At 32.6% G+C, this 15,785-nt stretch carries 19 protein-coding genes; 1 reads left to right on the top strand and 18 read right to left on the bottom strand.

The features are described from left to right. Positions 1-53 precede the first annotated feature (53 nt). The 17 genes from FRY74_RS12145 to FRY74_RS12065 form a co-directional block, all read right to left on the bottom strand. Complete coding sequence (locus FRY74_RS12145; protein WP_147101975.1) at positions 54-1,952, bottom strand: amidophosphoribosyltransferase; 1,899 nt, start codon at positions 1,950-1,952, stop codon at positions 54-56. A 119-nt stretch (positions 1,953-2,071) separates the two neighbouring features. After that, on the bottom strand, positions 2,072-2,497 hold the full coding sequence (locus tag FRY74_RS12140) for a rhodanese-like domain-containing protein (protein ID WP_223265881.1): 426 nt from the start codon (positions 2,495-2,497) through the stop codon (positions 2,072-2,074). Positions 2,498-2,509: 12 nt separating this feature from the next. Next, on the bottom strand, positions 2,510-2,914 hold the full coding sequence (locus FRY74_RS12135; protein ID WP_147101973.1) for a rhodanese-like domain-containing protein: 405 nt from the start codon (positions 2,912-2,914) through the stop codon (positions 2,510-2,512). A 1-nt stretch (position 2,915) separates the two neighbouring features. Beyond that, positions 2,916-3,212: a thioredoxin gene (gene trxA, locus FRY74_RS12130; protein WP_147101971.1), complete on the bottom strand. Its 297-nt coding sequence runs from the start codon at positions 3,210-3,212 to the stop codon at positions 2,916-2,918. A gap of 7 nt (positions 3,213-3,219) precedes the next feature. Then, positions 3,220-3,807, bottom strand: a complete 588-nt coding sequence (locus FRY74_RS12125; RefSeq protein ID WP_147101969.1) for a Tll0287-like domain-containing protein — start codon at positions 3,805-3,807, stop codon at positions 3,220-3,222. Continuing rightward, complete coding sequence (locus tag FRY74_RS12120) at positions 3,797-4,012, bottom strand: DUF6132 family protein (protein ID WP_147101967.1); 216 nt, start codon at positions 4,010-4,012, stop codon at positions 3,797-3,799. Before FRY74_RS12120 ends, FRY74_RS12125 begins: the two co-directional genes overlap by 11 nt. A 4-nt stretch (positions 4,013-4,016) precedes the next feature. Next, positions 4,017-4,202 (bottom strand): YgaP family membrane protein, encoded by a 186-nt coding sequence (locus tag FRY74_RS12115; RefSeq protein ID WP_147101965.1) that lies wholly within the window; start codon positions 4,200-4,202, stop codon positions 4,017-4,019. An 18-nt stretch (positions 4,203-4,220) separates the two neighbouring features. After that, positions 4,221-4,526, bottom strand: coding sequence for a hypothetical protein (locus tag FRY74_RS12110; protein WP_147101963.1), 306 nt, complete (start codon positions 4,524-4,526; stop codon positions 4,221-4,223). An 11-nt stretch (positions 4,527-4,537) separates the two neighbouring features. Further along, positions 4,538-7,720 (bottom strand): efflux RND transporter permease subunit, encoded by a 3,183-nt coding sequence (locus FRY74_RS12105; RefSeq protein ID WP_147101961.1) that lies wholly within the window; start codon positions 7,718-7,720, stop codon positions 4,538-4,540. Further along, positions 7,720-8,784 carry an efflux RND transporter periplasmic adaptor subunit gene (locus FRY74_RS12100; RefSeq protein WP_147101960.1) on the bottom strand — a complete coding sequence of 355 codons (1,065 nt, stop codon included), beginning with the start codon at positions 8,782-8,784 and terminating at the stop codon, positions 7,720-7,722. Before FRY74_RS12100 ends, FRY74_RS12105 begins: the two co-directional genes overlap by 1 nt. 15 nt (positions 8,785-8,799) lie before the next feature. After that, positions 8,800-10,140 (bottom strand): TolC family protein, encoded by a 1,341-nt coding sequence (locus FRY74_RS12095; protein WP_147101958.1) that lies wholly within the window; start codon positions 10,138-10,140, stop codon positions 8,800-8,802. Between the two features lie 21 nt (positions 10,141-10,161). Further along, complete coding sequence (locus FRY74_RS12090) at positions 10,162-10,458, bottom strand: ArsR/SmtB family transcription factor (protein ID WP_147101957.1); 297 nt, start codon at positions 10,456-10,458, stop codon at positions 10,162-10,164. Between the two features lie 59 nt (positions 10,459-10,517). Continuing rightward, positions 10,518-10,817 carry a rhodanese-like domain-containing protein gene (locus tag FRY74_RS12085; protein WP_147101955.1) on the bottom strand — a complete coding sequence of 100 codons (300 nt, stop codon included), beginning with the start codon at positions 10,815-10,817 and terminating at the stop codon, positions 10,518-10,520. A 90-nt stretch (positions 10,818-10,907) separates the two neighbouring features. Further along, positions 10,908-11,183 carry a rhodanese-like domain-containing protein gene (locus FRY74_RS12080; protein WP_147101954.1) on the bottom strand — a complete coding sequence of 92 codons (276 nt, stop codon included), beginning with the start codon at positions 11,181-11,183 and terminating at the stop codon, positions 10,908-10,910. Between the two features lie 18 nt (positions 11,184-11,201). Beyond that, positions 11,202-12,620 (bottom strand): MBL fold metallo-hydrolase, encoded by a 1,419-nt coding sequence (locus tag FRY74_RS12075; RefSeq protein WP_147101952.1) that lies wholly within the window; start codon positions 12,618-12,620, stop codon positions 11,202-11,204. A 15-nt stretch (positions 12,621-12,635) separates the two neighbouring features. Then, positions 12,636-13,430: a sulfite exporter TauE/SafE family protein gene (locus FRY74_RS12070; protein ID WP_147101950.1), complete on the bottom strand. Its 795-nt coding sequence runs from the start codon at positions 13,428-13,430 to the stop codon at positions 12,636-12,638. Positions 13,431-13,434: 4 nt separating this feature from the next. Beyond that, the gene (locus FRY74_RS12065) at positions 13,435-13,719 is read right to left on the bottom strand and encodes an ArsR/SmtB family transcription factor (protein ID WP_147101949.1); all 285 of its coding nucleotides are present in this window, start codon (positions 13,717-13,719) and stop codon (positions 13,435-13,437) included. Positions 13,720-13,829: 110 nt separating this feature from the next. Between FRY74_RS12065 and FRY74_RS12060 the strand changes: the two genes are divergently transcribed. Then, positions 13,830-15,272, top strand: coding sequence for an aldehyde dehydrogenase (locus tag FRY74_RS12060; RefSeq protein WP_147101947.1), 1,443 nt, complete (start codon positions 13,830-13,832; stop codon positions 15,270-15,272). A 50-nt stretch (positions 15,273-15,322) separates the two neighbouring features. On the opposite strand, the gene FRY74_RS12055 is transcribed toward FRY74_RS12060, so the two are convergent. Further along, positions 15,323-15,772, bottom strand: coding sequence for a GatB/YqeY domain-containing protein (locus FRY74_RS12055; RefSeq protein WP_147101946.1), 450 nt, complete (start codon positions 15,770-15,772; stop codon positions 15,323-15,325). Between the last annotated feature and the right edge of the window lie 13 nt (positions 15,773-15,785).

Genomic DNA, 15,785 nt, shown 5'->3' with positions numbered 1-15,785 from the left:
GCAGAATTATTTTAGAAATTAATGAAAACGAAATATTTATCAATAAATTAATTCTAATATGCTCTTTCGTTTCTTCCTTCGTAATAATAAATAAAAGCTTTATTTACTACCTTATTTCCTCCAGGTGTTGGATAATTCCCTGTAAAATACCAATCACCAGTATGATTAGGGCAAGCATCATGTAATCCTTCTATGGTTTGGTAAACAATATCTACTTCTGCATTAATATTTTCTGGTGTTAAAAGTTGAGATATTTTTTTAGAAATCTCTTCTGCTGTGAAAGCGTCATAAATTTCCTTAACATGATTTACAATCTGTTCTTTTGGTTCGTTTTCTTGAGCTTTACATTTATTGTAAACATCCTGAATTAATTGTGTTTTACCATTTTCTTTTAACAACTCAATAGCTGCTTGAAATGCAATAAAATCATTCAATTTAGCCATATCAATACCATAACAATCTGGATATCTAATTTGCGGTGCAGAAGAAACTACTACAATTTTTTTAGGGTTAAGTCTGTCCAAAATTCTTAAAATACTTTGCTTAAGAGTTGTTCCTCTTACAATAGAATCATCTATTACAACCAAGTTGTCGGTTGGGTAAACACTACCGTAAGTAATATCATAAACATGAGCAACTAAATCGTCTCTACTATTATCTTGAGTTATAAACGTTCTAAGTTTAGCGTCTTTTATTGCAATTTTTTCTATCCTATTTCTTAGTGCTAAAATTTCCTGAAGTTGTTCATCAGAAGGATTCTCACCTAATTCTTTTATCTTTCTTAACTTAATTTTATTCAATTCATCTTGCAGCCCTTTCATCATTCCATAAAATGAAACTTCTGCGGTATTTGGAATAAATGAGAATACCGAATTTTTTAAGTCATGATCAATTGATTTTAAAAGTTGATCACAAACGTTTCTACCTAGTTGTTTACGCTCAACATAAATATCTTTATCGCTTCCTCTTGAGAAATAAATACGCTCAAAAGAACAAGCCGTTTTTTCAAGTGGTTTTCTCACTTGTTTCATGCTGATGTCTCCATCTTTTTTAATGATTAACGCATGACCTGGAGTGATTTCCTGAACTGTTTCAATTGGAACATTAAACGCTGTTTGAATAACTGGTCGCTCTGAAGCAACAACTACAACCTCATCATCTTGGTAATAAAATGCTGGTCGTATACCAGATGGATCTCTCAACACAAAAGCATCTCCATGCCCTAACATTCCAGCCATAGCATAACCTCCATCCCATTCTAATGCAGAATTAACTAGCATTTTTTGCACATCTAATTCGGTAGCAATTTTTTTAGAAATTTCTATATGATTGTATCCTAATTCTTTGTATTTATCAAACAACTCTTGGTTTTCTACATCTAAAAAATGACCAATTTTTTCCATTACAGTAACCGTATCCGATTTTTCTTTAGGATGCTGTCCGATTGAAACTAATATATCAAAAAGCTCATCTACATTGGTTAAATTAAAGTTTCCTGCAACTACTAAATTTTTTGTCATCCAATTATTCTGACGCAAAAATGGATGGCATTGTTCAATACTATTCCCTCCAAAAGTTCCATAGCGAAGATGTCCTAAAGAAACTTCACCAGTAAAAGCTACATTTTTCTTCAACCACTCAGCATCTTTCATCAGTGCAGGGTCTTTGTCATAAACCTCTTGAAACTTATTATTTATCTTTCCAAAAATTTCTTTAATCGGTTGATCTGCATTCGAACGATACCTACTAATGTATCTTTGTCCTGGTTCTACATCAAACTTAATGTTAGCAATTCCGGCACCATCTTGCCCACGATTGTGTTGCTTTTCCATCATTAAGTACATCTTATCTAAACCATAAGTTGCTGTACCGTATTTTTTAATGTAATAATCAAGCGGTTTTAACAATCTTACCATTGCTATACCACATTCGTGCTTAATTGCGTCGCTCATTTTTTGTTTTTAGTAGTGAAATGCTTTTGCAAAAGTAACTCTTTTTTTAAGCTTGATAGCAAAAAAAAGAGGTGCATAATTTTCAATTTATGCACCTCTTTTTAACAAATTTAAGTTGTTTATTTCACAACTTCATTGCCTTCATCCATCCAAGCAGTAATTCCACCATCAAGATTATAAACTTTTGTAAACCCTTTTTCTTTTAAAACTTGGGCTGCACCGGCGCTTCTCCCTCCTCTTTTGCAATACACAAAAACTGGTTTTGTTTTATCTAATTTTTCAACTTGACTTGAAAAGTCATCCGCTTGATAATTCATTTTTTCGGCATTAGCAATTACTCCTTCCTCCCACTCTCCTGGAGTTCTTACATCTAAAACTGTACCTTCCGAAGCAATCAAATCTTTAAATTGGCTAGCAGTCACATCTACTATTACTTCTGCTTGTTGAACAACTTCTTCTGTTGTTGCTTCAGGGTTAGCATTACCCGAACAAGCATACATTGATACTAATAAAACACTACTTAATACAATTACTATTTTTTTCATAATTATCTATTTTTATTTTTCAATTTTAAGACCCTGCTCTTTCCATGCAGTAATACCACCTTTTAAATTAAATACTTTAGTAAAGCCTTTTTCTTCTAATATTTTTGCAGCACTAGAACTTCTCCCTCCTTTTTTGCAATAAACAAAAACAGGAATAGTTTTATCTAAAACATCAACTTGATCTGCAAAATCACTATCGTAATAATTAATCTTTGTAGCATTTAAAATCACCCCTTCTTCCCACTCCCCAGGAGTTCGTACATCTAAAACAATTCCTTTATCTGAGGTAGCTAATTTATTAAACTGTTCTACATTCACATCATAAATAACTGATTTTTGTTTTTCATCTACCTGTCCATTAACAACAAGTGATGCAAACAAAACAATAACTGTAATAATTAAAGATAGTTTCTTCATTTTAAATATGTTGATTAATTAAACTTACTAATTCATTAGCCTGAACAACTCCAGATTGTTTCCATATTTGTTTGCCGTTTTTAAATAAGATTAAAGTCGGAACGCCTCTTACCTGATAAGCAGCAGCGGCTTGTTGATTTTTATCAACATCAACTTTTATTACTTTAGCCTTACCTTGTACTTGCTTAGCCACATCATCTAAAATGGGCGACATCATTTTACATGGTCCGCACCAAGTAGCAAAAAAGTCTACTAGAACTGGAACATCCGAATTTATTAATTCATTAAATTTTGACATAATTTTATCAGTTAAACATTATACTCCAGACACCTCTTAAATCACCCTCACTATATCCTATTGCTTTATCTTCTGGGTACAATAATTTTATTTTTTCATTATTTTCAGACGACAAGATTTCGCCCTCTATTCCATGACAGTTTAAACATAACGCCTTAGCAACAATTGGAGCATAAAAAGTTATTTTACCATTTTCATTTTGCTCTAAAACTGGCTTTCTATTTTCTGTGCTAGCTAAATAATTATCAATAATTTTTTGCTCATTCTTAGAGGCTAAGTTTAATTGATTTCTAGCTTTATCACTCACTCTTTTTATGGCCACATTATAATGTTTAGATAATGAGTCAGTTAAAGGCATAGCATTTACATTACAATAACTTAAGGCATTTTCTATTCCTCCTTCAGCCATTGCTTGTTGTAAATTTGAACTCAACACTTTAAATGTACTTTCTGCAATCATTTTACCTTCTTCAAGATATTCTTTATCAGTCTTTACTATTATTCCTTGTACTTCTTCACCTATTTGTTGTTCACTTACATTATTACAAGCAAACAACCCTAGTATTAGTAACATGTAAAAAAACTTAGTTTTCATTTGATTTCTTTTTAAGTTTATCTTTAATCATATCGCCAACTAGCCACCCCATTATAGCTCCGTAAATTGTTGTCCGATACCATATCGAAGTAATTGCACAAGTACCACTTTCACAACCTACAAAATACCAATAACAGTAACCAAGTATAGCTCCAACAAAGGTAAGCATTATAGGAACATTCTTTTTAATAAACCAGCTTTTCATTTATTTAATCTTTCACACCACAACCACCTAAAATATCCCCTAATAAACACCATTTTGTAAATGATGTTTGTAATAAATTAAGGCCTACAAATGCATTGATTAAATAAAAATACTCATTTACAAAATATCCCAAAGCCAATCCTATTAGTATAATAGTTCCAGCTATTCCTTTTATCATTCTTTCTTTCATTTTCTTAATATTTTAAGTTTATATAAATTTTTCTACTGGTAATTGAAAAGCATGTAATGGCGCAATTCTATCTTCATTCGCATTAAATACTTCTACTTTTTGATATAATTCTTCTGCATTTCCATTGGCAATAAAAGCAAAAAACATAATAGACAAGTCTGTGTCTTCATCACTTCCAAACCAATTACTTAAATCGACTTGCTTGTGACCTGATTTAATGCCTTCAATATCTACCTTACTATAAATGGGAATGTTTGATTCTTTAAACATTTTGGCTATTTCTTTTTCATGTTCAACCATCCCTAAAACGATTATCAATTTCATAATTTTAAAGTTTAATGTTTATGTTTTTCTGTCATATAATACACTAAAGGCACTATAATTAAGGTTAAAAAGGTTGCCGTAATCGACCCTCCCATTAATGAGATGGCTAGCCCTTGAAAAATTGGATCAAAAAGAATAATGAAAGCTCCAATTACTACTGTTCCTGCAGTTAATAAAATTGGTGTAGTACGAACTGCTCCTGCTTCAATTACTGCTTGTTTTAATGGTATTCCTTCTTCCAATCTTAACTCAATAAAATCGACTAAGAGTATGGAGTTCCGAACCATAATTCCAGCTAAGGCAATTACCCCAATCATAGAAGTTGCAGTAAAAAATGCGCCTAACATCCAGTGACCTACCAAAACTCCAACCAACGAAAGTGGTATTGCAACCATCATCACAACAGGAGCTTTAAAGTCTTGAAACCAACCTACAATTAAGATGTAAATGATAACTAAAACAACTGCAAAAGCACTTCCTAAATCTCTAAATACTTCATAGGTAATTTGCCATTCCCCATCCCACTTCACACTATAATCTTGCTCCATAAATGGTTGGCCTGAAAAATATTCGTTTAACTCATAGCCTTCAGGAACTTTAATTTCTTTTAGTTTTTCGGAAGCATCCATAATTGCATATACTGGACTCTCTAGCTCACCTGCTATATCAGCTGTAACATAAACTACTCGTTTCTGATTTTTTCTGAAAATACTTTTATCTTTTAGTTTTTCTTCAACAATAACAATATCTCCAATCGCAACCATTTTTCCTGATTGAGATAGAATTGTTATTTTTTTCAAATCCTCTACAGATGATCGCTCTTCCTCATTTAATCTTAACGTAATTGGTGTTGCTTCAACCTCTTTTTCATTGCGTAAAAAAGAAACTGTTTTCCCTGCTAAAGCAGTATTTAAAATACTGTTTACTTTCTGAACTGAAATACCAGCCAACATTGCTTTTTCTTTATCTACATTGAAATTATATTCAATTTGGTCGTCTTCTGTCATCCAATCTACATCCACCACATCGTTTATCCCTTTTAACATTTCTTTGACTTCAAGAGCAATACGTTCTTGCTCCTTAATGTCATCACCATAAATTTCAGCAACCACTGTTGCTATAACTGGAGGTCCTGGCGGAACTTCAACCACCTTAACATTTGCATTGTATTTTGCTCCAATTTTTTGAACTTCTGGCCTTAATCGTTTAGCTATATCATGACTTTGAACACTCCTATCTCCTTTATCCAAAAGGTTAACCTGAATGTCAGCCATATTATTATCGCTACGCATATCGTAATGACGAACTAATCCGTTAAAATTAATTGGTGCTGCTGTTCCAATATATGATTGATAATTAACAACTTCAGGTTGCTTTTTAAGATAAGCTGCTATTTCTTTAGTTACTACTGCTGTTCTTTCTAGCGTAGTTCCTTCTGGCATATCTATTACAATTTGAAACTCATTTTTATTATCAAAAGGCAACATTTTTACCGCTACCAATTTGAAATAAACTAACGACATTGATGCCAATAACAAAACTGAAGTAATTCCAATAAAAGCCCATCTTTTTTTGGGATGTTCAATCATTGGCTGCATTAATTTGTTATATGATTTGTAAATCCATGTGTCTTCTAACACAAACTCTTTTTCCTCATGTTTATCGTTTTTTAATAAACGATAAGCCAACCAAGGAGTAATAGTAAGTGCCACAATTAAAGAAACAAACATAGCAACAGATGCTCCAATTGGCATCGGACTCATGTAAGGCCCCATTAAACCAGACACTGCTATCATTGGTAGAACAGATGCTATAACAGTAAATGTTGCTAAAATTGTTGGATTACCTACTTCATTAATAGAAGCTATTGCCGCCTGCATAAAAGGTTTCTTTTTCATTTTAAAATGGCGGTGCATATTTTCAGCAATAATAATAGAGTCATCAACTACTATACCCGTAACAAATACTAATGCAAAAAGGGTAATTCTATTTAGCGTATAGCCAAAAACATAATACACAAATAAGGTTAATGAAAATGTAATCGGCACAGATAAAAACACCACTAGTCCACCTCTCCAACCCATAGAAAGCATAACAATTATTGCTACAGATAAAATTGCCGTGGCTAAGTGTAAAATTAATTCTCCTACTTTATGCGATGCTGTTTCTCCATAATTTCTAGTTACCTCAACATGCACATCAGAAGGAATTAAATCTGTTTTTAACTTCTCTACTTTATCAATTACTTTATCTGCTATTTGCATAGCATCGGCTCCTTTTCTTTTTGCTACAGAAATTGTAACTGCTGGAAACTCTTTAGTTGAACCTTCAATTTTTTCAGCTTGCTGCTCACTTAATCCAAATGTCACATATTCTGTTGGTATTTCAGGGCCATCAATAACTTTAGCAATTTGCTTTAAATAAATTGGTGCCTGATTAACTATTCCAACAACCAAATTCTCTAAATCGTCAGCATTTTTTAAAAACTTACCTGTTTCCACTAAAAACTCTTGGTCATTTTGATTGAAAGCTCCAGATTGTTGTTGCTGATTTGCGACATAAATTGAACCCATCACCATTTCTGGATCAAGATGATAAGCCGACATTGCTTCTTGATTTAATACTACCTGTAACTCTCTACTTCTTCCTCCATACAATTTAGTTGCACTAACATCTCCTACTTTTTCTATTTCAGCTGTTAACTCTTCAGCAATTCTTTTAATCTCAAAATCGTTATATTTATCACTCCACAAGGTTAATCCTAAAGCTGGCACATCATCTATAGCTCTAGTTTTAACTAAAGGCATACTAACGCCTGCTGGCATTTTATCCATGTTTTTTTGAAGCTCATTGTATAATTTTACAATACTTTTCTCAATATCATCACCTACATAATATCGAACCACCAAAAAAGCTTGTCCTTCTAAAGATTGAGAATAAACATATTCAACCCCTTGTATGTCAGACAATATTTTTTCGATTGGTTTTACAACTCTCGATTCAACTTCGGTTGCACTTGCTCCCGGATATTGAAAAAAGATATCTGCTATAGGCACATCAATTTGAGGCTCTTCTTCTTTTGGAGTTAGTAAAGCACTATATATTCCTACAGCCATAAACACTATCATTAACAAAGGCGTAAGCTTTGAATTAATGAATTGTTTGGCAATATTTCCTGCTATTCCGCTCATAATTATTTCGTTTTAACGTTAATTCCGTCAGTTATTTTTGATTGCGATGATGTGATGATTTGTTCATTAATGGTTAAACCTGATAAAACCTCAACATTGTTGCCATATTCTTTTCCTAACCTTATCCATCTTAACATTGCCTCTCCTTGTTGATTTACTGTGTAAATACCTGTTAACTGCCCTTTATTGATAATGCTACTTTTAGGGATTAACAATTTATTCTCTTTGTTTTTTAACAAGTTAATTCTGGCAAACATCCCTGGTTTTAAGCTTTTGTTTTGTTGGCCTAAAGCTATTACCGCTTTATATTGTCCAGAAAAAGTAGCTGAAGGAATAATTCGTTCTACCACACCGTTCATTTCAGTTAAACCAGCATCAGCAACTGTTATTTTAATAGAATCGTTTACTTCAAACTGACCTATTTCAAAAGCAGGAATGTCTGCTTCAATTTTTAATTCTTCCATAGATTCTAAAGCTAAAATAGGCTGTCCTGGATTTGCCATATCACCAACATTTACCATTTTTTTAGCCACAAACCCATTAATTGGAGAGGTAAGATTAGCATAACTCAAATAGTCATTAATCTCCGCTAATTGATGTTGCGCTTCTTTATATTGAGCAATCGCAGCTTCTTTAGCGGCAGTCATATCCTCCATCTCTTTTTGAGTAGCGCTTCCTTTTTCAAGTAATGCTTTAATTCTGTCGTAGTTTTTAATGGTATTTTCCATATTTGTTTTAGCTGCTTGGACACCAGAGCTAGCAGTATTTTGTTTAGCTGCTAAATCGTTGCTTTTAATTTTAATCAACAACTGCCCTTTACTAATTTTTTCACCCTCTTTTACCAAAACAACATCAACTTGCCCAAATATTTTTGTACTAAGCATCAATTTATCATCTGCTTTTACAATGCCCGAAAAACGATGTTCTCCAACCATTTCGGTATATTTTATGGTTTCGGTTACAACATCCACCGATTGTTGTTTTGGTGTTACTTGTTCTTCATCACCACACGACCAAGCAAATAATGCAATTGCTGGTAAGATTAGATATAGCTTATTTTTTTTCATCGATTTGGATTTTATTTATTTTGAGATTTCTTTTTCTAACAAAAGTTCTAAATTGAAAACCAGTTGTTGATAGTTATTAATTATTTGTAATTCGTTTATTTTTTTTGAGAATAATACAGCTTCCGCTTTTAAAACATCTGCTGTTTTTTCTAGCCCTTGTTCATATCTATCCGATTTTAATCGAAATGATTCTTCGGCCTGAGCAACAGTTAGCGCTGCTAATTCCACTTGTTTTTTTGCTACTCTCAATTGATTTCTTACTTGTGTCAATTCTCTTTCGCTCTCCGAAAGTTTTTCATCATAATTCAACTGCATCATGTTTTTTTGATGTTTCATTTTTTGCCATTCGCCTAAATTTCTTCCTCCTTTAAAAATGTCCCATTCTAATCTTGCTCCAAGCATGTAATTATTTGCGTTTGTTCCAAATACTTTATCATCATTAAACTCATAACTACCAAAAGCATTTAAGCGAGGTAAAAATTTAAATTTTGCGCTATTTAGCATGCGATTGCTAGCTTGCAATTGCAACGACATCGCTTTCATATCTGAGCGATCTGCAATATTTGCAACACCTAGTTCAGTTAAATTAACTTCAGTAAAGCTTTGAACCTCATCAGAAAGTGATAACTGTGTTGCTGAGGGGTAGCCTAAAAAATGAGCGAACTGAGTGTTTACATTGCTTATTTGAGTTTCGGTTGCTAGCAAATGACTTTCTATTTCACTAATTCTCAACTGCATATCTAGCAAATCCACTTTTTGAATTAAGTTTTGCTCATAAAAGTTTTCTGTGATTGTTAATCCTTCTGCTAATGCTTTAGAAGAAAGTTGTAATACTTCTTTTTGCTTATTTGCTAGTTGTAACTGAAAGTATAAGTATTTTGCTTTTAGTGATATCAAGTTTTTAGTCCACTGTAAGTTTAACTCTGTTGCTTTTACATTTGCAGAAGCTGCACTTCTACCCACAAAAGCATCAAAATTTAATAGGGGTTGTTCTACCTGAATTCTAGTTGTAAAATTATCAAATGCATCAGGGTCATTTAATAACGCTGGATTAAAGTCAGCATTGGTTACAATTGCTTGTTTTAATCTAAAACCAAATACATTTAAAGGGTCAGTTGTATTAATGTAAGTTTCAGAAACATTAATATTTGGTAAAAATGCTCCATTTGCTTGCATTAATTCAGACTTAGCCATCCCTAATTTGGCTTCTGTCTTTTTAACTTGCCAATTGTTTTTTATAGCTTGATTTACGGCTTGTTCTAGTGTTAATTCAACCGCTTCTTGGGCAAAAGAATTACTACTAGATAAAACTAATGTAAAACCAATAGCTATATTTATATATGTTGTTATTTTCATATTTAATGATAAATAAAAAGTTTATAATTTACATTTTTCCATACACCCAATTACGGTCAGCACTTCTTCCAAAGCAACCGAATAATACCTACTTGTACCCTCCTTTGAGCAAGTTAAAATACCTTTAAGTTTCATTGTGTTTAAATGGTGTGACACCAAAGACTGTTCAAGATGAAGAGTTTCACAAATATCGTTTACAGACATTTGTTCATTAATAGCCAACCGATTGATAATAGCTAAACGAACAGGATGGCCTATCGTTTTAAGGATAAAAGCCACCTTTTCTAATTTTTCTGTTTCTATAATTTCTAGTGCCATAATTTAAAACAAAATTACATATAGTTTTTTATATATGAAATAAATTTCATATTTATTTTTTAGGCAAAATTATTCCACGGTCCTCCATTGTAAGCTTCAATTCCATTTCTTTTTAAAATAGCTGTAGCTTGGCCACTTCTCATTCCTGAACGACAAATCAATACAACAGGTTTTTTTAGTTGTTCAATTTTTTTCACTTTACTCCCTATTGTGTCTAAAGGAATATTTTTAGATCCTTTTGCATTGCCTGCTGAAAATTCAGCAGGAGTTCTAACATCAATTAAAACTGCTCCATTTGCAATTAACTCGTGATGATTAACTTTTGGCCCTAAGCCAAATAATTTTCTTAAAAAACTCATTTTTATTTTATAGTTTATTTTTACGGTTATTCAAATTTATAGTTAGAAGTCGAAAGATTTGCCTTCGACCTCTAACATCAATCTATTTTTTTAAATCATTCTCATTGCCACCATATTCCAACCACCACCGTTATATATATCATCCACTCCATTTGCTTCTAAAAACTGAACTGCCTGACCACTTCTTCCTCCAGAGGCACAACATAAAACTAAAGGTTTTTTCATGTTTTTAAATTCTTCAATTTTATGAGGAACTTGGTCTAAAGGAATATTAGTTGACCCTTCAACACAACCCATAGCAAACTCTCCTGGTGTTCTTACATCAATAATTGTTGCTTCTTTTAAATTTACATTTTCGTAACTCATTTGTTCTTGTTTTAATTTTTATAACATTGTTGTTGGGCAAACATATGCTGATGTTTGAATATTTTCACATTTTTTTATACCTGCAAAACCTTCATCAACATTTACTAAGCCTTTAAATCCTAAATTTTTTAATATTGAAATTGCAATAACTGAACGGTAACCACCAGCACAATGCACATAATACTCTTTATCTTTATCTAAGTTTTTATATCCAGTCATTATTCTATCTAAACAAGAGTTTACAACTTTATCATTTACAATGTGCTCAGAATAAAACTCAGATTCTTTTCTAACATCTAAAATATCTACATTATGATTTGTAATACTCTCAGCAAATTCTTGTGGTGTCATATTCATTAAAGCATCTACTTCTTCTCCAGCTTGTTCCCATGCTTTTATTCCTCCATTTAAAAATCCTTTTACATTATCATATCCTACCCTAGATAAACGTGTAATAGCTTCTTCTTCTCTACCTTCAGGAACAACCAATAAGATTGGAGTATTTAAATCTTCTATTAAAGTTCCAACCCAAGGAGCAAAACCACCATCTAATCCAAAAAACAATGACCCTTTAATGTGTTCTTTAATAAAATTATGATGATGACGAACATCCATTACCAACGCATTTTCAGACTCCCTAATTTGCTTAAATTCAGCAACCGTTAAAGGTCTGTTTGCGTCTTTTAGAATATTGTCATAACTTTTATTAACTCCTTTATTCATCCCCACATTTTTAGGGAAATATTGAGGAGGAGCAACCAAGCCAGTTGTAACTTCTTTAATAAATTCTTCTTTAGTCATGTTAGCTCTTAACGCATAATTGGTTTCTTTTTGATGACCTAGCGTATCATAAGTTTCTTTACTCATGTTTTTTCCACAAGCCGAGCCTGCCCCATGAGCTGGATAAACTATCGTTTCATCTGGCAATACCATTAATTTATTTCTTAATGAATCAAATAAATGACCTGCTAAATCTGCTTCTGTTAAATCAGATTTAACAGCTAAATCTGGTCTACCTACATCTCCAATAAATAAAGCATCACCTGTAAACACATAAGGAGTTTCTCCTGCAGCATCAACCAACAGATAAGATGAAGACTCCATTGTATGTCCTGGCGTGTGTAACAATCTTAACTTGATATCACCTAATTGAAATTCTTCTCCATCCTTTCCTGAATGTATTTCAAATTCAGTAGTAGCATTTGGACCAAAAACTATTGTTGCTCCTGTTTGTTTAGCTAAATCTAAATGACCCGAAACAAAATCTGCATGAAAATGCGTTAAAAAAACGTACTTAATTTTTGCCCCTCTTCTGTTAGCGATATCAGTATAAGGAGTTGTTTCTCTTAAAGGATCTATTATAGCTGCTTCGCCATTAGATTCAATATAATAAGCCATCTCAGCTAAACATCCTGTAAATAATTGTTCTACGTACATAATTTTCCTTTTTTATTAATTAAAAAATAATTCTTTTATAAATATATATGTTCCCATAATTAAGACAAACCAACCAAAACCTTTCTTTAATTGATTTCCATTAATTTTAGATGATAATAGTTGACCGATAAAAATTCCTAAAACAGCTAAACCTGTAAATGGTAATAATACTTTCCAATCTATTTCAATAGTGTTTATACTACCCAAAAAACCAAAAAAGGAATTCATTGCAATTATTGCTAAAGAAGTACCTACTGCTATTTTCATTTTAAGATTACTCAACCTTGTTAAAGCAGGTATTATTATAAATCCACCACCTGCTCCTACTATTCCTGTTAAAGAACCAATACCTAATCCTCCAATAAAATTTAAAACCCTATTCTTTTTCTGAACATTTAACTCCTCCATTTCCGTTCTTCCTTTTATCATAATTAAAGCTGAACCAATCATTACAATCGAAAAAACACCTAAAATCAATACACGATTAGTTACTTCAAAATTTCCTATAAAAAACAATGACTCAGGAATAAGAGGTACTAAATATTTTCTGGTTAAAAAGATTGAAATTATCGTTGGTATTCCAAAAAACAAAGCTGTTTTAAAATTAACTTGTTGCTTTCTTGATTTAATTACTGTTCCTATTAAACTAGAAAAACCTACAACAAAAAGTGAGTAAGCCGGAGCAGTAACTGCTGCCTCAACTCCCATAAAGTAAACCAATATAGGAATTGCTAGGATAGATCCTCCAGCACCAATCAATCCTGAGGAGACACCAATTAAAACTGCTAATATGTAACCTACTATTTCCATTAATTTATTGTTGGCACTTATCGATGCAACTTACAATTTGCGATAATCTTGGATGTTTAAGTTTGTAATAACTGTTTTTTCCATTGCGCTCACTAATTAAAACTCCTTTATTTTTCATAATGCTTAAATGATGAGAAGCTACAGCTTGCTCAATATTTAGTGCTTCGTGAATTTCAGTAACCGTTAAACTTTTATTATCAGCCAACATATCCACAATAGCTATTCGCATTGGGTGGGCAATTGCCTTAAGCATTTCCGATGCGTTTTCAAGTTTTTCTAATTGTATCATATATAGTTATCTATATTTATAAATGTAAAGTTACATATAATTTTCTATATATGTTTAAGAACTCCATTTTTATTTTAAAATTAGCTACTTTTATAGCTCAAAATAAAGCAATGGAAAAGATTAAAAATTACATTAATGGCGAATTGGTTGCTCCAATTGCTGGAAATTATATTGACAATTACAATCCTTCTACAGGAGCTATTTATTCGTTAATTCCTGATTCTGATAAGGATGATGTTGAATTAGCAACAAAAGCTGCTAAAGCTGCTTTTCCTGAATGGAGTAAAACACCAAAAGAAACTCGAGCTAGAATTTTACAAAAGTTAGCAAGTTTAATAGAAGATAATTTAGATCGATTGGCTTTAGCAGAATCGAAAGACAACGGAAAGCCTTTAAAATTGGCTAAAACAGTTGATATACCTAGAGCAGCAGCTAACTTTAATTTTTATGCAACAGGTATTTTACATTATGCTTCCCAATCACATTCGATGGAAGGAACAGCAATTAACTACACTTTAAGAGAACCTATAGGTGTTTGTGGATGTATTTCTCCTTGGAATTTACCCTTATATTTGTTTAGTTGGAAAATTGCACCAGCTTTGGCTGCTGGGAATACTGTTGTTGCAAAACCATCAGAAGTAACACCTTATACAGCTTATTTACTTTCTGAACTTTGTATTGAAGCAGGCTTGCCAAAAGGTGTTTTAAATATTGTACATGGGTTAGGACATAAGGTTGGTGCTGCCATTACGGAGCATGTTGACATTCCTGTAATATCGTTTACGGGTGGAACAGTAACCGGAAAGCAAATTATAAGCACTGCAGGCACAATGTTTAAAAAGTTATCGCTTGAATTGGGAGGTAAAAACCCGAACATAATTTTTGATGATTGTGATTTTGATAAAGCATTAAAAACTACCGTACTTTCTTCGTTTGCCAACCAAGGGCAAATATGCTTGTGCGGATCTAGAATTTTTGTGCAACGTGGTATTTACAATAAATTTAGAGATGCTTTTGTTGAGAAAACAAAACAGTTAAAGGTTGGAAACCCTTTGGCTGAAGACTCTAATTTAGGTGCAGTGGTTTCTAAACCACACATGGAAAAAGTATTGAGTTATATTGAATTAGCAAAAGAAGAAGGCGGAACAGTTTTAGTTGGTGGACACCAAGTAAAATTAGAAGGTGAATTTGAAAATGGCTACTATTTAGCTCCAACGATAATTGAAGGTTTAAGCTATAATTGCAGAACCAACCAAGAAGAAATATTTGGCCCAGTAACCACTATTATGCCTTTTGATACCGAAGAAGAAGTATTAATGATGGCTAACTCTACAGTTTATGGTTTAGCCTCTACTGTTTGGACACAAGATATAACCAAAGCACATAATATGGCAGCAAAAATACATGCTGGTATTGTTTGGATAAACTGTTGGCTATTGAGAGATTTAAGAACTCCTTTTGGAGGTGTAAAAAGCTCGGGTGTTGGACGTGAAGGTGGTTTTGAAGCCCTTGACTTCTTTACTGAACCAAAAAATGTTTGTGTAAAACTTTAACAAAAAAGGGAAGCAATAGCTTCCCTTTCCTTTTAAAATATAATGTTTTTCTATTTATTTAATTCTTCTTTTACCAAAGTAGAAATTAATTTACCATCAGCCTTACCGTTCAGTTTACCCATAACTGGGCCCATAACTTTACCCATGTCTTGAGGTCCGGCAGCTCCAACTTGTACAATTACTTCTTGCACTGCCTTACGAACTTCATCCTCGCTCATTTGAGCTGGTAAATACACACTTAACACTTCAATTTGAAACAATTCATCTTTAGCCAAATCTTCTCTTCCTTGCTCTACATAAATCGAAGATGAATCTTTACGTTGTTTTACTAATTTTTGAATGATTTTCAACGCTGTATCATCTGATACTTCAGTTTCTCCACCTTTAGTAGCTTCTAATAGTATTTCAGACTTAACTGCCCTTAAAGCGGCTAATTTATCCTTGTCTTTCGCCAACATGGCTTGCTTTATATCTGCGTTAATTTGATTTGCTAAACTCATAGTTTTTTATGGT

The organism is Vicingus serpentipes (assembly GCF_007993035.1).
GTDB classification, from domain to species: domain Bacteria; phylum Bacteroidota; class Bacteroidia; order Flavobacteriales_E; family Vicingaceae; genus Vicingus; species Vicingus serpentipes.
The sequence above is the reverse complement of the archived record's forward strand: the minus strand, read 5'-3'. Positions and strand labels throughout refer to the sequence as shown.